Genomic DNA, 17624 nt, shown 5'->3' with positions numbered 1-17624 from the left:
CCCATCAGGTAGCGCGGCTTGTGCTTGGGCATGTACTCGGAAGCCAGCGGCGCCAGGGTCTCGAACATGGTCTCGTGGTCCTCGCCCACCGAGTAGCCGCCGATGCCGTAGCCGGGGAAATCCATATCGCTGAGCGCCTTCGCACTCTCGATGCGCAGATCCTCGTAAAACGCGCCCTGCACAATGCCGAACATGGACTGATCCTCACGGGTGTGGGTTTCCAGGCAGCGCTTAGCCCAGCGGGTAGTACGCTCGGTGGAGCGCTTGGCATAATCATAATCCGCCGGATAGGGAATGCATTCGTCAAAGGCCATGGCAATATCTGCGCCCAGGGCTTCCTGCACCTGCGTGCTGACCTCCGGCGACAAAAACTGCCTGCTGCCGTCGATGTGGGAGCGAAACATAACGCCTTCCTCCGTAATTTTGCGCATAGCTCCCAGGCTGAACACCTGAAAGCCGCCGCTGTCCGTCAGCATACCCCGTTCGTAATTCATAAATTTATGCAGGCCCCCCGCCTTGCGCACCAGCTCGTGACCGGGGCGCAAAAACAGATGGTAGGTATTGGACAAAATCACCTGACTGCCCATCTCGTACAGCTCTTCCGGCGCTAAGGTTTTAACCGTGGCCTGCGTACCCACGGGCATGAACATGGGCGTTTCAAAGGTACCGTGGGGCGTGTGCAGGCGGCCCAGACGCGCGCCGCTGCGGCTGCATTCCTTAATTAGTTCGTAGGTTACTGCGTGCTGCATATAGCCTCCTTTATAAGCTTCAAGGCCGCAAGCGGCCTTCGTTATTTTTTACTGTCCTTGATAAACATGGCGTCACCAAAGGAAAAGAAGCGGTATTTTTCCTCCACCGCCTTTTTATAGGCCGCCAGCATGATTTCGCGGCTGGATAAAGCCGATACCAGCATCAGCAGCGTGCTTTGCGGCAGATGGAAATTAGTTACCAGAGCGTCCACAAAACGGAATTGATAGCCGGGATAAATGAAAATATTCGTCCAGCTGCCGCCGGCCTTCAGCGTGCCGTCCGCTCCGGCCGATTCCAGCGTGCGCACGGCCGTCGTGCCTACGGCGATAATGCGGCGGCCCTCGGCCTTAGCCTTGTTCACAGTATCGGCAGCCTCCTGGGATACGGTATAAAATTCCCGGTGCATTTTATGGTCCTCGATATTAGCCTCGCTGACCGGACGGAAGGTGCCCAAGCCCACATGCAGCGTTACGAAAACCTCCTCGCAGCCCATGTCCTTGATCTTCTGCAAAAGCTCCTTAGTAAAATGCAGTCCGGCAGTGGGCGCTGCCGCGCTGCCGCGCTCACGGTTATACACCGTCTGGTAGCGCTCCTTATCCTCCAACGGCGCGGTAATGTACGGCGGCAAGGGCGTTTCGCCCAGTCGATCCAAAATTTCTTCAAAAATACCGTCGTAGGCAAAGCGCACTACGCGGCCGCCAAAATCCGTATGCTCGATAACCTCGCAGGAAAGCTCGTCGCTGAATTTAATCTTAGCGCCCACCTGCAGCTTTTTGCCTGGGCGCACCAAAACCTCCCAATCGGTAGCGTCCTTGCGGGTCAGCAGGAAAACCTCCACATGCGCGCCAGTATCCTTAACGCCGTGCAGACGCGCCGGAATAACGCGGGTATCGTTAAATACCAGCACGTCGCCGGGACGCAGGTAATCCGGCAAATCGTAAAAATGACGGTGCTCCAAAGCGCCGCTTTCCTTATCCACCACCAGCAGCCGCGAATGGTCGCGGGGCTCCATAGGATGCTGCGCAATCAGCTCCTGCGGCAGCTCATAATCAAAATCTGTTACTAGCATTGCTTCTCTTCTCTCTTTTATTTATCTTACCAATCTGGTTCCCGGATAGTAATGCGCCAAAATATCCTTATAGGTTATCTTTTCATCGGCGTTGACCATGCCCCGCGCGCCCCAGGCGCTAAGCCCCAGGCCGGAGCCCTTGCCCTTGCCGTGGAAAATCAGCTTTTCATCCTTACCGCCGCCCAGCATATGGTAGCTGCGCAGCAGCGTGTTCCAGACCGGCTTATCATCCTCTTTAATTTTAATGTCGATATCCTTACTGCCCACCTCGAAGCCGTAACGGTCCTCGATAGGCACCTTGAGCGTTTCCGGCGGCGGCGTGCCTGTTTCTACGTCGAATAAAACGCTGTTCAGGCCCAAAATATCGGCCAGCTCCTGGCCGCTGATTTTAGCCGTTCCGGCAATACCGGAAAGTATCAGGTACTTTACGCGCCCCGTCGGCGTTCTGTCGGAGCCCATTTCATCCAGGGGCGACAGACGCACGCTGTTCAGCTTGCCAACCACAAAGCCGCGCTGGGCCAGCTGCCCTTCCAGCAGAGCAGGCGTAGCGCGATATTCCCAGGTATATTCCGGGCTGTCGCTGTCGTAATCCTCCACGGACTGCAAATAGCCGACCTCCCTGCCCCACAGATTAACTGCGGCTTCGGTTCTGCCGCCGCTGCTGGAGGTAGTCACAGCCTGCACCGGCGTACCGTAGGCGTCCTGCAGATACTGTCCTGCCGTCGCCTGAATCAGCTTAGTAACGCCAGCCTTTTCAATGCGCGGGCCAGTGCCCGTATACTGCAGTTCGGCGTCGGTTGCCAATAAATCATAATATTCGTTTCTATTGCGCAACCGCATATACAACGCATAGGAGCGGGCGGCCACAGCCTGCGCCTTAACGGCCTCTTCGGGCCACACCACCATGGTCTTGGACGGCAAAACGCTGGCCAAATAATCCTCCAGCCCGACATAATTAATTACGGTCAGCTTATTATCCTGCAAAAGCGCCCGCAAATAGCCCTTATAGGAACGCTTGTTGATTTGCGGCAGCGCCTTACCCGGCAGAGCCTGCACATAAATGCTGCCGCCGAATTGGTGCTGCTCGTCCAGCTGCAGCCTGCCATCCTCAGTATGCAGAAAATACTTCCCCTTGGGCATTACGGTTTTCTGCCCACCGCTCATGACCTCAAATTCATCGTCACAGCTGATTTCCACTGTCGATTGCCCGACCGCCAACGCTACGCGCAGCTGTTCCGCCGCTGCCGCCGCAGAACAAAAAGCGCAGGACAGCGTTATCATAACTATCAATAACAGTTTTTTCAGCATGACTGCTCCTTACTTTACATCCAAGTTGACCATACTAATATTTTTGCTCACTCTGATAAATTTTTCCTGCGGTACTTCCGCACCGTGCTTTTTTGCCTTACGAATTTCGTAGCGGTCACGCTCGCTGAAAACGCAGCCGCAGTACTGCTGGCGGTACAGGCCCATCTCCAGGCTGATATCCACGCCCCGCTGATAACCGCTGCGAAAATCCTCATAATAAAAATTCACGCCAAATTCCTCAGCCGCCGCCTGCGCCTCGCGCTTAATCAGCTCATGCTTTTGATAAGGACTTACCAAAAGCGTAGTGCTGAAAGCGTCGAAGCCGTTTTCCTTAGCCAGCTGCGCCGCATAACGCATACGCATACGGTAGCAGAAGGCGCAGCGCACCGCAGGCTCGGCCAGCATCCCTCTAATGCATTCCTCCAGCGGATAGCTTTTATCGATAATCAGCTTGTACTGTTTCTTCTCGCAAAACTCCCGCAGCGTACTCAAGCGATGTTTAAATTCCTTGTAGGGATGAATATTCGGATTAAAAAATAAAATCGTAAAATCCACGCCGTCCGCATTCAGCGTTTCTGTCGGGTAGCAGGAGCAGGACCCGCAGCAGGCATGTAATAAAAGCTTCATGGCCGCCTCCTACTTGTTCTCGACATAAGGCACGCCCATATAGCGATAAGCCTCCCGGGTAGCCATGCGCCCCCGCGACGTGCGCCGCAGCAGACCCAGCTGCATCAGATAAGGCTCGATAACGTCCTCAATGGTGGACGCTTCCTCGCTGACTGCCGCAGCAATAGTTTCAATACCCACAGGCCCGCCGTCAAAGGTTTTGACGATGGTCTGCAAAATACGCCGATCGCTGCGGTCCAAACCGTAACGGTCCACCTCCAGCTTCGCCAGCGCTTCGTCGGCCAGCTGGCGGCCAATGCTTTCCGCACCCAAAACCTGAGCGAAATCCCGCACCCGTTTCAGCAGGCGGTTAGCAATACGCGGCGTACCGCGGCTGCGGCGGGCAATTTCAGCAGCCCCGTCCGCAGCGATTTTCACGCCTAAAATATCGGCCGCGCGGGTAATAATATACTGCAGCTCCTCGGGCTTATAAAATTCCAAGCAGCACTGCACGCCAAAGCGGTCGCGCAGGGGCGCGGCAATAGCGCCTAAGCGGGTCGTCGCGCCAATCAGCGTAAAGTGGGGCAAATCAAGCCGCACGCTGCGGGCCGCAGGCCCCTTGCCGATGATGATATCCAGCGCAAAATCCTCCATGGCAGAATAAAGTATTTCCTCCACCGTTTTGGACAGGCGGTGAATCTCATCGATAAACAGCACGTCGTTATCGCCCAAATTAGTCAGAATCGCCGCCAAATCCCCCTGACGCTCGATGGCCGGACCGCTGGTAACGCGAATATTTACGTTCAGCTCATTGGCAATAATGTTCGCCAGCGTCGTCTTGCCCAGGCCGGGAGGCCCAAAGAGCAGCACATGGTCCAGCGCCTCGTGGCGGGCGGCTGCCGCTTTGATAAAAACTGAAAGATTGTCCTTGACCTGATTCTGTCCGATATATTCATTTAAAAGCCGCGGACGCAGGCTGTACTGCCAACCGTCGCTTTCCTGCTCCGCTCCGGCAATAATTCTCTCGTCAAATTCCATTATTGCCCTCCATTTATCTATTATCTATGTGCTATCTATGCTGCGCAAACAGCTTTAAAGCGCGCCGCAGAATTTCCTCGCCGCTCAGCTTGTCCACGTCTTCTATCCGCTTGATAACGGGCACTATTTCGCTGTTGCTGTAACCCAGGGAAAGCAGCGCCTCCATGGCCTCCGCCACCGCGCCGCTGCCTCCGGCAGCTACGCTCTCGCCAAAATCGTTTCCGGCCTCCGCCACTGCGCCGCCCACCTTATCCTTCAGCTCCAGCAGCATGCGCTCAGCCGTTTTCTTGCCAATGCCCGGCAGCTTGGTCAGCACCTTAATATCACGGTTCTGCACGGCCAGATAAAAGGCGTCCGGCTTTACGGCGGACAAAATGCCCAAAGCCATCTTGGGTCCTACGCCGCTGACCGACAGCAAAAGCTCGAACAAATCGTAATATTCCTGACTTAAAAAACCGTACAGCAAAACAGCGTCCTCACGCACCGCCGTATGCACATGCACACGTACGCTGCCGCCTAGGGACAGCTGCGCCAAATGCGCTCCCGGCATAAATACCCTGTAGCCTACGCCGCCAGCCGTATCGATAATACAGCAATCAGCGCCCAAATAGGCAACGCTGCCCTTCAATGAACCGATCATTTATCTGCCCTCCTGCCATGCGCGGGTCGAAGCGGTATTAACGCCGCAAATAGCCGCCGCCAAAGCGTCCGCCGTATCGTCGGGCTTAATCTTCTCCCGTATGTTCAGCAGATGCATCACCATGTAAATGACCTGCTCCTTAGAAGCGTTGCCCGTGCCGACCACGCTCTGCTTAATCTGCATGGGCGTAAATTCCAGCACCGGCAGCCCGTGATTAGCGGCCGCCAGCAGCGCCACGCCCCGGGCCTGCCCTACGGGAATCGCCGTGGTTACGTTGCGGTTAAAGAACAGCTTTTCAATACTCATAAAATGAGGATGAAAATGCTCGATAATCGCGCTCAAATCGTCGTAAATTTTTTTCAGCCGCAGCTCCGGCAGCATATCCTTATCGGTCATCACCGAGCCGTAATACACAGGCCGCAGACGGTTGCCCGTCATATCCACCAAGCCGTAGCCGCAGATAGCGGTACCTGGGTCAATACCTAAAGCCAGCATCACAAATCCTCACAAAAACAGAAAGCAGACAAAAACTTGCCTGCTTTCCCAAATCTTATTCCTCGTCGTCGTCCGGCAAGTCAGCGTTGGTGTAAACGTCCTGCACGTCGTCGCAATCGTCCAAGGCGTCCAGCATCTTCTGTACCTTTTCGGCATCCTCGGCGGATAACTCGGCCATAGTGTCCGGCACCATGGTGATTTCGGACATGGCAACCTCGATGTTGTTGTCAGCCAAAGCCTTTTCCACATCGTCGTAAGCGGCGGGGTCGGTAACGATTTCAAAGCCTTCCTCATCGCTCTTAATGTCCTCAGCGCCTGCGTCCAAAGCAATCATCATCAAATCGTCCTCGGTAACGCCGGTTTCCTTGCTTACGGCAAAAATGCCCTTTTGCTTGAACATATAGCCTACGCAGCCGGTAGCGCCCAAATTGCCGCCGTGCTTGGAAAATACGTGGCGGATATCTGCCGCGGTGCGGTTGCGGTTATCGGTCAGGCAGCTGACCATCATTGCTACGCCTGCCGGGCCGTAGCCTTCGTAGGTAATCTCCTCAAAGCTTTGGCCTTCCAATGCGCCTGCGCCCTTTTGAATAGCGCGTTGAATATTATCCTTGGGAATATTGTTGGCCTTAGCCTTGGACAGAGCCAGCTTCAGCTTCATATTGCCGGTAGGGTCTGCGCCGCCCATACGCACGGCAATGGTAATCTCTCTGCTGATCTTAGTAGTGATCTTGCCGCGCAGCGCGTCAGCTTTACCTTTTTTATGTTTAATGTTTGCCCATTTAGAATGTCCTGACATACTTAAATTCCTCCAAACTTATCTTATTCAAAAAATTAAGCATTCACTTTAATATTTTACCACGCGCACACCTATTTGACAACTGCGGCAGCGCAGGAAAATAGCCAAGTTTAGTCAACTCGCTCCGGCTATTTTTCCAACACCGGCCTGATGCTGTCGTAATGCAGGAAAATTCCCTGCGCCGCCAAGGCTTTAATCTCGTCCAGCGTCGCCAGCTTAAACTCCAACGCTTCGTCAGGCCGTAGCCTTACGTCGCCGGCAGTAAAGTCCATAGTAAAGCGATAGCAGTCCACAAAGTAATTGTCGCCCTCGCCGGGGTTTTCCCTGTGATAAGTCAGCAGCGGTTCGCCCGGCACAGCGGATACGTCCAGCCCAGTTTCCTCCAAAACCTCGCGGTTGACGGCAGCCCGCGAGCTTTCCCCCGCCATAACGGCGCCCCCCGGCACCTCCCACCAACCGGCGGCCCAGGCTTTGGTCAGCACGCGGCGGGTAATCAAAAAGCGCCCGTCAGTATGCCGCACTACGCCCAGCACCGTCAAATGGTATTCGCCGTCCTGCAAAATCCAGTCATTGCGCTGCATCGTGCGCCCTGTAGGCCGCTTATCGCGGTCATATATATCCCATAATTCCATGCTTATGCCTCCTTGATTTATATAGAATACTTCTACCTCAGCAATCGCGGCAGATACTTAAAAATCACATACAAGCCCGCAGTCAGCGCCCCGAAAAGGCTGACGCTGTCCACATCAATATAGCCCAGGCGCAGGCTGTTAAGCCCAGCAATAAAAATCATATTAAGCCACATAAAGCCGTAAAACCACAAAAAGGCCTGCACATACCAAGGCGGCTTTTTATGAACGGTTTCGCGCTCATTTGCATCAGGTTCCATGGCGTTCCTCCTCCAGCACCTGCACAGCGTCCAGCTGCTTATGCAGCCGCGCCACATAACGGCTGCCTCCCTGCAGCGCAGCCTGTGCCTCGTCCAGCTTTTTGCCGCTCTTATCCAAGGCTGCCTGCAAACCCTCCAGCTCCTGCTTTACCTTATGCAGCAGCTGCCAAACCTCCGTAGTGCGCTGCTGCACGGCCAAGGTACGAAACCCCAGCTGCAGGCTGTTAACCAAAGCCGCCAGCGTCATAGGCCCGGCCACGCAAACGCGGTACTGCCGCTGCAGGCTCTCCGCCAGGCCCGGCACATTCAGCGCTTCGGCAAACAAGCCCTCGCAAGGCAAATACATAACGGCAAAGTCCGTAGAATAAGGCGGGCAAATATACTTATCGCAAATATCCCTAGCCTCGCTTTTCAGTCTGCGCTCCAGCTGCTTTGCCGCCGCTTCGGCAGCGGCGGCGTCGCCAGTCTCCCGCGCCTGCTGCAAACGCTGGTAATCCTCCAGCGGGAATTTAGCGTCGATAGGAAGCAGCACCTCCTGCTCGCTGCGGCCTGGCAGCCGCAGCGCGTACTCCACCCGCAGTCCGCTGTGAGGGCGGACCTCCGCGTTTTCCACATAGCGTCCCTTATCTAAAATGTCCTGCAAAATATTTCCCAGCTGCATTTCGCCCCAGGTACCGCGCACCTTAACATTGGATAAAATACGCTTTAATTCGTCCACGCCGCCGGACAGGCTCTGCACCTGCCCCAGCGTCGCGTGTACCTCCTGCAGGCGCTGGCTGACCTGGGAAAATTTCTGCTCCAGCGATTCGTTCAAACGCTCGTCAACAGTCAGGCGAATACGTTCCAAATTTCTATCCGTCAAATCAGCCAAACGCGCTGCGCGCTTATCCAGCTGCTCGCTGAGCCTGTCACTGGCCGCCTGGTTTTCCATCCGCGCCGCCCGCGCCAAGGTGCTTTGCTCGCCCCGCAGGTCGTATAACGCCTCCAGCAAGCGCCGCTCTGTCAGCTCCAACCGCTGGCTCGCTCCGTCCTGCCGCGTTCTGCGCTGCTGCCACAAAAGCGCCGCTACCAGCGCCAGCAGCGCCAAAATGCTGATCAATAAAATTATCGTAATCGTTTCCATAGCAACCTCCATCGACGCTTTTATTATAACAAAAGATGCCCCGTTAGCCAATAATCTTCGAACAAAATTTTTCTTATTGCGCCGCGGATAAATTGCCGCGCGCTAGTTACAGCCAACGTAAAATAGTGTATAATAGAGCATAAGATTACAAAGCCTTGAGGTACGCATTATGAACGACAATCAAGAAACGCAAAACGCTCTAAGCAGCCCCGATAAAATTTTACAGGCGGCTACGCGGCTTTTCGCCCACGATGATTTCAATTCTGTTTCCATTAAGCAGATAGCGGCTGCCAGCGGCGTCAACAGCGCTCTTATTTCCTATTATTTCGGCGGCAAAAAGAATCTGTATCAGGAGGTTCTTTACGCCGAGTCCGACAAATTTTTAAAATTACAGGACGATATCCGCAGCCACAGCGAATCGCCCCTGCAAAAGCTGCGCAGCTATGTGGATTCCATTGCGGAAATGCAGCTGGAGCAGCCCTATAATATTCATTTAATCTACCGCGAGCTGCTCAGCCCCCAGCCCATGTTTGAAAACTATGTCAAGAATAAGCTGTACCGCATTCATCAGTTCATGGCCGATTTAGTCAATGACGCTATCGCCTGCGGCGAAATCGTCACGGCGATTAAGCCCACCCACGTGGCCTTTACGCTGGAAGGCATTATTATGTTCTTTTTCTTGACGAAAGGGCAGATCAGGCAGATAGGTAATTTTGACCTGCGGACAGAAACGGATTACCTGCTGCAAGCCCTGGACTCTTATTTATCGTCGCTGAGCCAAAAATAAAATAAGAAAAAGCGCAGCCTGCCGGTTAGCGTACCTGTAAAGTACGTTAGCCGACAGGCTGTTTTGTTACGCTATTTATTCCCCCTGTCTTACCAAAAAGCGGCAAAACAGGGATACTGCGCTATAAAATCTTTTTTTATTTGGCTTCGTTAAGCTTTGCCTTAATAAGCTCTAATATAAGCTCTTCCCTGCTCATTGTGGCAAGCAAATATTTCTTCCAGCAAGCCTTATTTGCTTTCCGCTGCCAGCATTTCAGAATGCTTTGCCTGCTGCACAGCTACTGCGGCGTCCTCGGCGGCTTTTTTAGCAGCCGTCTCCTGCGCCAGTTTTTTTCTGGCAGCTTTTTCCTTTTCAGCTTTCAGCATTGCTTCCGGAGATTTACGGCCAAATTTCCAGGTAGCGCCCACGCCTGCCATGTATTCCTCGCCGGCAGTAGAAATGCTGAAACTTACCATTACGTCACGGTTGGGATAATGGAACGCGCCCAAAGCCAATCCTGTTTTATCGCGGTATTGTCCTACGCCTACAGCAACCTCTGTAGGAGCTGCGGGGTCGTAGCCCATGGTATGCAGGTTGGCGATGGCGGCGGCCATGGCGCCAACTTTTTCTACGCGGTTATCCAGCTTGTCGATTTTGCTGTCCAAACGCGAAACTTCGCCGTCAAATTTTTGCTCGATGCGCTTTTCTTCATTTTGGGCACGGTTTGTTTCTGCGTCAACCTTACCCTCAATGCGGGCATCCTCATTTTGGCGTTTCGTTTCTTCCGCCTTAACCGCGGCATCCAGCTTGCCTGCGGCAGTGGTCAAATCATCGCCTTTAGCAATATAGTTTTCACTGCTATATTGAGTGTCTCCTACCTTACCGTTTACGTCAGCGATAGCCTCTTTGTTGGCATCGATTTGCTCCTGATTGTGATTTACACGGCTTTCAAAATACTCGCGATTGCTCTCTATTGCTTCTGTATTAGCGGCAATATTCTTTCCATTCGTCGCTATTTGCTCTTTGTTATCAGCAATATCCTTCGTATTGGTAGCAATAGCATTATCCTGCTTTTCATTCGTAACGTTAATGCCGTCGATTTGTTCCTGCGTTGCAGCGGCGTTACGGTCAATCTTCTCGTTCAATGTATCGTCTGCATTTTGACGTGCAGCGGCTTCCTCAGCAATACTCTCCCTATTTTCTCTAACCTCACCCTCGATGCGCTTTTCTTCATTTTGGGCACGATTTGTTTCTGTGTCAACCTTACCCTCGATGCGAGTATCTTCCTTTTCGCGTTCCGTTTTTTCCGTCTTAACTGCCGCATTTACATAGTCCTTATCAGCTGCATTACTTAATACCTGATCCATCCTCTCAACCCGCTGATCTATCCTCTCAACCTGATTATTAACGGCTTGCAAATCACTATACCTAGCCGCATTTCCTCCTACCGGTCCGTTCAAATTCGCCGCCTGAGCTTCCATGCTTACGAAGCTCATACTGCCGAGGACAAGACCCAACGCTATTGCTTTAGCCAAATTTTTACTCTTCATTACAAAACACACTCCTTAATCAAGCTTCTAAATTTTGCTTGCTGATATGCCGTGCCATTAAGGCGCAGCGTAGAGTAGAAAAGAAAAAGCTTCTACTTTCTCTTTTAGAATAGCTCATTAAAATTATCTTTTCCAGAGCGTATTCCCGCCAAACGCTGTATTTTATCCGTCGTAAGTCCGCCGTTTTTCCGCACACAGCAAAAAACCGCTCCCCACCAAAGGAAAGCGGCTAAGCGTATATAAAACGAATCTAAATTGCTTCGTCTACCCACGCGTCGTTATAAAAATTTATAATTAAATCAATGCGCGACGAGCTGCCGGTTTTTTCGTAAATGCTCGTCAAATATCGTTGGCACACGCGCTCTGAAATATACAGCCGTTCGGCAATGCGTTTGGCTGTAATATCCGATGTGATTGCCAGCGCGAGTACCTCGCGTTCTTTGTCTGTCAAATTACTTAAAGCAGCAAAATGCGCCAATCTTTTTTCCGATGAAAGCTGCTTACCGTCCGGTCCGGCAGGAGGCGCAGAGGTAAAATCCGTAGGCGCAGGCAGAATCGTCTCCGTAAAATCGATGCCACCCTGCGCTTCGCATCCCGTATCTTCAGGCTCTCCCGGCGTTTGCGGCTCTGTGTCGCCGGTATGCTTTTCCCGCTCCGCATTCGCAAGCTTTTTTGCGCTGCGCGCCTTCATCAGGCAGGGCAGACAGATAAGCGTCAGCAAACATAATGCCGTGGGCAAAAGCAGCCAGCCGTTTTCGTTACACCCGACAAAATACATAAATGGCAATAAAACCAGGCTTTCCAGCAAAAGATAAAAAACGCACAGCTCCAGCACCAGCGTTTTGCGCCGCCACAGCCTGCCAAACAAATTATGCCCAAAGGTATAAATAAAATACACTGTCAGCGTGCAAAGCACACCGCCGCCATAATACGGCAGCAGGCAAGCGGGAGCAAATTCGTCCGCACGGTTGCGCAGTGGTACTTCCGCCAGCAAAAAGAAAAAGCAATAAAATCCTAAAAACAGCGCCATGCGTTTACGCGCCAACAAAAAATCGCCGAATTGCATACCTGCCCTCCTTATCTGCCATATAGGCGTCAGTCCGCCATAAATAACTTACGGAAATCGTATCACACTATCCATGTACGCGGCAGGCCGTAATTCCGCAAAACATTTTCGATTGTACGTCGTAATCCCGCCAAAAGAAATTTTTGTTAAGCTGCACAAAAAAACAGGCCCGCATAAACCTGAACCAATCAAATTCATGCGAGCCTGCTGCGTTGTGCAAGTCCTTCTTATTCTTCTATTTCATTGTACAGCGCCTTAACAGCCGCTTCGGCCAGCGCGCCGATGCTGGACACGCTGCGCTCCTGGGGCAAGCCGGAAGCGTCGTAGCCCAAGGGCAGCTCCGTGCAGGCCGTCATTACGGGCACGTCGTGCTCCCGCCACAATTCCTCAACAAGTTGGCGTGTCAGCGCTCCTGCCTCCGCAAATTTATTGGCTTTCACAAAATCAATAACCCGCTGGGCTTTATCGCTCTGCTCCTCGTTGGGAATGAATAATTTCAGGCCGTGCTTGGCCGCGTACTTTTGGTACAGCCCGCAGGCCCGCGTCCCCTTGGTGGAAAGCATCCACGCTCCCTCCGGCGCGATAGCCTTCGTCGCCAACACCGTGCTTTCCACAATATGAATCAGCGGCCTGGGCAGCTGCTCTGCGAACTGGTCGATAAAATAATGCGCCGTATTGCAGGGCACAGCCAAAACGTCCGCGCCCATATCGCACAGCTGCAATAAACCGGCACGCAGGCGCGGCAGCGGCGACGGCCCCTTGCCAAAAATCGCCGTTCCCCGATCAGGGATTTCGGCGTCGCCGATCATATACACCACTGGATGCTCCTGGTCCGTAGCAGCGGGGCACTTAGCCGCCAGCTGGCGCAGAAATTCCGCGGCGGCGGCGGGCCCCATGCCGCCCAAAACGCCTAAGCGCTTACCATTCTTTACATATTTCTTAGCCATTATCCAGCCCCTCTTTCCTGACAAATTGTTCCTGTCGTAAAACGCGCAGGGAAAATTTACTTTTTGCAGCTCTTACCGCTGCTCCAGCAAATAAATATCGCTGATTTCCTTTATCGTATGCACATTAGTGGGAATCTGCTTGGTTTTCAGCACGCGGCGGTATTCCAAACCGCGCACCAGAATATATTTATGCTGGCCGCTGCGCAGCGCTTCGGCTAAAGCGCCGGTTTTAGGCAGCATTTCAATGCCGGGCTTGCCCGCGTAATACATAAAGCCGGGGCGCAGAAATTTATCCACATAAATAGGAACGCTGCCGTCGCACTGCTCCCGATAAACGCCGCTCATCGTTTTCACGCTGAAACGTTCGGCGATAACCGGCAGCACAAAAGCAAAAGCCACGCACATAGTCACCACGCCAATCAGCGCGTGCAGCCAGGCCGCCATTTGAATATCGCGGTAATACCACAGGGTAAAGACAGCCGCCGCGCCCATAATCAGCGTCATGGCTCCCAGCATAACCAGGCTGAAAGACGCTTCCGGCAAATATTGACTGCCAAAAATCCAACCTACGCCCAGCAGCGCAAACATCAACCCGCTGCCCGCCATCCAGCTGTAAAAGGTCGTATTGTGGCGCAGCTTCGCCAGCATGCGCGAAATATTCCAGCCGATAATCACCGCCAAAGCCGGGAACATGGGCAGAATATAGGACACCAGCTTAGTTTGGCAAATAGTGAAAAAGATAAAGACGAAGCCCCACCAAACGTGGAACAGCAGTAGCTGGCGCATATCGTCGATGCGGCTGTCGCTGATGGACGCTTTTATGGACTGCGCCAGCAGGCCCGTCCAGGGAAACATACCCAAAATCACTCCGGGGAAATAGTACCAGAAGGTAACGCGGTTAGCGTGCTCCGGCGTGGTAAAGCGCGTCAGATTGTGGAAGCCCAGAAAGGTTTCAATAAATTCCATGCCATGCACTGTATACATAGCGTAATACCAAGGCGAAGCCAGTAAAAAATACAGCAGCAAGCCGCGAATTACGTGCATACGCAGAATTTCCCGCAGCTGTCCCATGATTACTAAATAGATAAAAATGATCGCGCCGGGAAAAACAATGCCGATGGGGCCTTTGGTAACGGTAGCCAGCGCCATGCAGACATACATCAGCCAATATTTTTTATGCGCAAAGCTCAAAATTGCTCCCGTCATAAAAAAGAGCAGCGTCGTATCCGTCACCGCCGCCTTGCCCATATAAAAGAACTGCACGCAGCTGGTTAAAATTATAGCAGACCAAAAACCGGCCCGCTCGTTAAAGAGCTTGGTCGTGGAAACGTAAATCATTATAGAAGTAAAGCAGGCCATGAGCGCCGCCGGAAAGCGAGCGGCAAATTCGCTAAAGCCAAAAAGCATTTGCGATAACGCCACCAGCCAATAATACATGGGCGGCTTATCGTACCAATAAGCGCCAAAAATCCGCGGCGACAAAAAATCGCCCGTCTGGAGCATTTCGCGCGCCGTTTCCGCATAAACCGGCTCGTCCGGATCCAGCAAGGGCACGCCGCCCAGGCCGAACATAATCGTAAAGAGCGTCAGTCCCGCAATAAGCAGCAGGCTGTTTTTCTCAAGCTGTTTCATCCCTATCCCCTTACAAAAAATCCTCCAAAAAATAAAACGCCGCTCCTATTGCCGCAGATAATCGGCATAGGTCAGGCTGACGCCGCGCTCCAAATCCATGGACGGACAAAATTTCAAAAGCTGGCAGCAACGCGTATTATCCAAAACGGAGCGCAAAATATCGCCCTTCCGCGCCGGTCCGTAGTCAACGGCAAAATCATGCCCCACCGCCTTGCGGAAGGCCGCCAACAGCTTGTTCAGCGACGTTTCCTGCCGCGTGGAAACATTAATAATATTATATCCGGGCAGCTGCACAGACCGCAGCAGCGCCTCGGCAATATCGCCGGCATAAACAAAATCGCGAGTCTGCTCGCCGTCGCCAAAAACGGTAACGCCCTTGCCCTGCGCCAACAAACGGCAGAAGATGCTGACTACGCCGCCCTCGCCGCCTGCGCCCTGGCGCTCGCCGTAAACATTGGCAAAGCGCAGCACAGTAGCATCGACGCCATACAAATCATGATACAGCCGCAGGTAATGCTCGCTGGCAAACTTAGTCAGCCCGTAAAACGACGTGGGCAGCGGCTGTTCCGTTTCCCGCAGCGGAATATTTAGATTATCGCCGTACACTGCGGCGCTGGACGAAAAGCTGATATGCTTGACGCCATAGCGGCGGCAGCATTCCAGCACGTTGATTAACCCGCGCAGATTAACGTCGCAGTCCTCGCTCGGATGCTCCAAAGAATAAGGCACCATAGTCTGCGCCGCCAGATGGATAACCGCATCGAAACGTTCGACGGCAAAAACGCTTCGCAAAAACGATTCGCGCACATCGCCGCGCACAAAGCGTATGTTTTCCGGCACGTACTCGCGCAAGCCGCTGGACAAATTATCGTAGACCAGCGTATCGATATCCCGGCGCTTTGCCAAAAGCTGCAATAAATGCGAACCGATAAACCCGGCGCCGCCGGTTACTAATAATTTCATATATTTCATCTCCTAAGATTTTTTCATAAGATCGTAATCGTCCAAGCTTAATAAAATATGAACCTTTTACCGAGAAGCCGCGTCCTTCCCCGGCTTCGTTTTGCTTTTCACCGAAGCCATATTCAAAACGTCGGAACCGAACGCCCTGATCGTCACGAAAGCGCCCAGCAAGAACGGCAGATATTCCGCCGTAAAACGCCATAAAACGGCCATGATGCCCTCCACGCCTTCGGGAAGAATATTGGAAAACAAAACTACGAAGCCGGCCTCGGCAATGCCGCTGCCGCCCGGCGTCGGCGAAAAGTACAGCACCAGATTGAGCAGCACCATACGCCCCATAACCTGAACTAAATCGAAATCAATATTTAAACCGGCAAAATAAGCCGGAACCGTAGCGTAAATAAAGAGCAGGCTCAGCCCCGATTCCACAAAGGCCCGCAGCACCATCATGGGATGACGCCCCATAACGATTACCGCGTGCTTGAACTGCTGATACCAAATATAACAATTGCGGCGCGTAGTATAAGAAAATTTTCTGGTAAACCAAAAAATTATTCTCTCCGGATAACGGGTGCGCATCAAAAGCACGGCGATAACAGGCAACGAAATGAAGGCCACCGAAACTACCGACAACACCGACGCAGGCATCCACTTAACGATATCCCTATCGCTGTGCAGCACCACCGGCACCAGCAAAATCAAAAAGGAAATAGACATTATGGTGCGCACCAGCACCACCACCGTGGATTTGGCCACAGGCACGCCCGCCTTACGCATGAACATAACCTGCGCGATAGCCCCGCCGCTGGCTCCCGGCGTTACCAGCGCCAGAAAATAATTGCTGAGCACCACGTTGACCACCTGCTTCAAGGTCAGCTGCCCGTCCGTAATGCTGGCCAGCGTCAACAAACGCAGACCGTCGAACAGCAGCCCCACCGTCAGGCAGCCCAGCGCTAACAAAATGCAGCGCGGTTCAAACAGCGTCAGATAATCCAACGCCCGTATGTCGAATGTAAAGTAAATAACTGCCGCAGAAATCAACAGCACAAAGCCGAAGAGCACCGTTAAGCGCAGTAATAATTTCTTATTCATTTATCCAATCCACCAAAATTTATCAGCGTCACGCCCTGCCGCGCAAGCAGCGCCTTATTGCCGGCGTCCAGATACGCGTCCAGTTCCTCCCGCCAATGGTACTGCCAGCTGAATGCTTCGCTCAAGGCGGCGGTATCCAAGCCGGGATGAGTCATAATTTCGCTGACGCCCTCCGGCAAAGCGCGGATAATATTGCCAACCAAAGTGGCGTTTAAACGCCCTCCGGCCAGCATGCCGAAAAAATGCTGCGGATGGCGCACGCCCCTGCCGTCGGCAGCCATCGCCGCCATATCGGCGCAAAAGCTCAGGCCGCAGCGCCCTATTTTGCGTCCCAGCCCTGCGGCAAAGCCGCCGCTGAAACCATAAGGCTCCTTAGGAATGCGTATTCTCTTTATATTATACTCATTGCAAAGCTTTAACACAAGCAGGTTGATCAAGGGCAGCACATGAGTGTGCTGATGGCTGTCGATATGCGTAATCGCCAGCCCCGTAGCCAAAACCTTTTCGATCTGCGCCCGCAGCTCTGCCTCCAGCTCGCTTCTGCTGACGGTGCCGGTGTAAAAGCGTTTGGCAAAGGCCACGTAATCTGTCGGCAGCAGACCGTCGTCCCCCACCAGTGTCGGCACCTGAGAAGCAGGCAGCACCGTCGCTACGCTGCCCACCAGCGTTAAGTGGATGCCAATGCCAAGTCCAGGATTAGCCTTCGCCAAGGCCACAGCCTCCTCATAAGCCGGAGCGCCGGGCATCAGCGAGGTACTGGTGATGAAGCCTTCACGGTAGCCCTTGATAATCCCTTGGTTGATAAGCGTATGCAAACCGAAATCATCGGCGTTGACGATTAATTTTTTCATTATTAAAGCCTCTTATAATTGTCAAGCTGCATTTTGCCAATTA

19 protein-coding genes are annotated in these 17624 nt (G+C 53.0%); 1 reads left to right on the top strand and 18 read right to left on the bottom strand.

Features of this window, described 5'->3' with window-relative positions; translation table 11 throughout:
• The 11 genes from tgt to rmuC form a co-directional block, all read right to left on the bottom strand.
• Window positions 1–749, bottom strand: a 749-nt coding sequence (tgt, locus tag QZ105_RS07770; protein ID WP_293729282.1) for a tRNA guanosine(34) transglycosylase Tgt, incomplete at its 3' end; no start/stop codon positions are given.
• 41 nt (window positions 750–790) lie between these two features.
• Window positions 791–1819, bottom strand: coding sequence for a tRNA preQ1(34) S-adenosylmethionine ribosyltransferase-isomerase QueA (queA, locus tag QZ105_RS07765; protein WP_293729281.1), 1029 nt, complete (start codon window positions 1817–1819; stop codon window positions 791–793).
• A 21-nt stretch (window positions 1820–1840) separates the two neighbouring features.
• Entirely contained in the window at window positions 1841–3127 is a 1287-nt protein-coding gene (locus tag QZ105_RS07760; protein ID WP_293729280.1) for a SpoIID/LytB domain-containing protein, read from the bottom strand.
• A 9-nt stretch (window positions 3128–3136) separates the two neighbouring features.
• Entirely contained in the window at window positions 3137–3754 is a 618-nt protein-coding gene (locus QZ105_RS07755) for an epoxyqueuosine reductase QueH (RefSeq protein WP_293729279.1), read from the bottom strand.
• Window positions 3755–3763: 9 nt separating this feature from the next.
• Window positions 3764–4771 carry a Holliday junction branch migration DNA helicase RuvB gene (gene ruvB / locus QZ105_RS07750; RefSeq protein WP_293729278.1) on the bottom strand — a complete coding sequence of 336 codons (1008 nt, stop codon included), beginning with the start codon at window positions 4769–4771 and terminating at the stop codon, window positions 3764–3766.
• Window positions 4772–4802: 31 nt separating this feature from the next.
• The gene (gene ruvA, locus QZ105_RS07745; protein ID WP_293729277.1) at window positions 4803–5411 is read right to left on the bottom strand and encodes a Holliday junction branch migration protein RuvA; all 609 of its coding nucleotides are present in this window, start codon (window positions 5409–5411) and stop codon (window positions 4803–4805) included.
• Complete coding sequence (gene ruvC, locus QZ105_RS07740; RefSeq protein WP_293729276.1) at window positions 5412–5906, bottom strand: crossover junction endodeoxyribonuclease RuvC; 495 nt, start codon at window positions 5904–5906, stop codon at window positions 5412–5414.
• 55 nt (window positions 5907–5961) lie between these two features.
• Complete coding sequence (locus QZ105_RS07735; protein WP_293729275.1) at window positions 5962–6702, bottom strand: YebC/PmpR family DNA-binding transcriptional regulator; 741 nt, start codon at window positions 6700–6702, stop codon at window positions 5962–5964.
• Between the two features lie 128 nt (window positions 6703–6830).
• Complete coding sequence (locus QZ105_RS07730; protein ID WP_293729274.1) at window positions 6831–7334, bottom strand: NUDIX domain-containing protein; 504 nt, start codon at window positions 7332–7334, stop codon at window positions 6831–6833.
• A gap of 32 nt (window positions 7335–7366) precedes the next feature.
• Window positions 7367–7591: a hypothetical protein gene (locus tag QZ105_RS07725; protein WP_293729273.1), complete on the bottom strand. Its 225-nt coding sequence runs from the start codon at window positions 7589–7591 to the stop codon at window positions 7367–7369.
• Complete coding sequence (rmuC, locus tag QZ105_RS07720) at window positions 7581–8714, bottom strand: DNA recombination protein RmuC (protein WP_293729272.1); 1134 nt, start codon at window positions 8712–8714, stop codon at window positions 7581–7583. Before rmuC ends, QZ105_RS07725 begins: the two co-directional genes overlap by 11 nt.
• 169 nt (window positions 8715–8883) lie before the next feature.
• Between rmuC and QZ105_RS07715 the strand changes: the two genes are divergently transcribed.
• Entirely contained in the window at window positions 8884–9501 is a 618-nt protein-coding gene (locus QZ105_RS07715; protein WP_293729271.1) for a CerR family C-terminal domain-containing protein, read from the top strand.
• A 227-nt stretch (window positions 9502–9728) separates the two neighbouring features.
• Here QZ105_RS07715 and QZ105_RS07710 read toward each other — a convergent pair whose 3' ends face one another.
• From QZ105_RS07710 to QZ105_RS07680, 7 genes are all read right to left on the bottom strand, one after another.
• The gene (locus tag QZ105_RS07710) at window positions 9729–11030 is read right to left on the bottom strand and encodes a YadA-like family protein (RefSeq protein WP_293729270.1); all 1302 of its coding nucleotides are present in this window, start codon (window positions 11028–11030) and stop codon (window positions 9729–9731) included.
• A 250-nt stretch (window positions 11031–11280) separates the two neighbouring features.
• Window positions 11281–12096 carry a helix-turn-helix transcriptional regulator gene (locus QZ105_RS07705; protein ID WP_293729269.1) on the bottom strand — a complete coding sequence of 272 codons (816 nt, stop codon included), beginning with the start codon at window positions 12094–12096 and terminating at the stop codon, window positions 11281–11283.
• A 227-nt stretch (window positions 12097–12323) separates the two neighbouring features.
• Window positions 12324–13043 carry an amino acid racemase gene (locus tag QZ105_RS07700; protein ID WP_293729268.1) on the bottom strand — a complete coding sequence of 240 codons (720 nt, stop codon included), beginning with the start codon at window positions 13041–13043 and terminating at the stop codon, window positions 12324–12326.
• A gap of 72 nt (window positions 13044–13115) precedes the next feature.
• Window positions 13116–14675, bottom strand: a complete 1560-nt coding sequence (locus QZ105_RS07695; RefSeq protein WP_293729267.1) for a glycosyltransferase family 39 protein — start codon at window positions 14673–14675, stop codon at window positions 13116–13118.
• Between the two features lie 45 nt (window positions 14676–14720).
• A complete protein-coding gene (locus tag QZ105_RS07690) occupies window positions 14721–15638 on the bottom strand; it encodes an NAD-dependent epimerase/dehydratase family protein (protein WP_293729266.1) in 918 nt (305 codons plus the stop codon).
• Window positions 15639–15704: 66 nt separating this feature from the next.
• The gene (locus QZ105_RS07685; protein ID WP_293729265.1) at window positions 15705–16730 is read right to left on the bottom strand and encodes a lysylphosphatidylglycerol synthase transmembrane domain-containing protein; all 1026 of its coding nucleotides are present in this window, start codon (window positions 16728–16730) and stop codon (window positions 15705–15707) included.
• The gene (locus QZ105_RS07680) at window positions 16727–17581 is read right to left on the bottom strand and encodes a ChbG/HpnK family deacetylase (RefSeq protein WP_293729264.1); all 855 of its coding nucleotides are present in this window, start codon (window positions 17579–17581) and stop codon (window positions 16727–16729) included. Before QZ105_RS07680 ends, QZ105_RS07685 begins: the two co-directional genes overlap by 4 nt.
• Window positions 17582–17624: the final 43 nt, after the last annotated feature.

The organism is uncultured Phascolarctobacterium sp., assembly GCF_905212365.1.
Classification (GTDB): Bacteria; Bacillota; Negativicutes; order Acidaminococcales; family Acidaminococcaceae; genus Phascolarctobacterium_A.
Note: the sequence above shows the minus strand (reverse complement) of the source record. Positions and strands in the feature narration are given on the sequence as shown.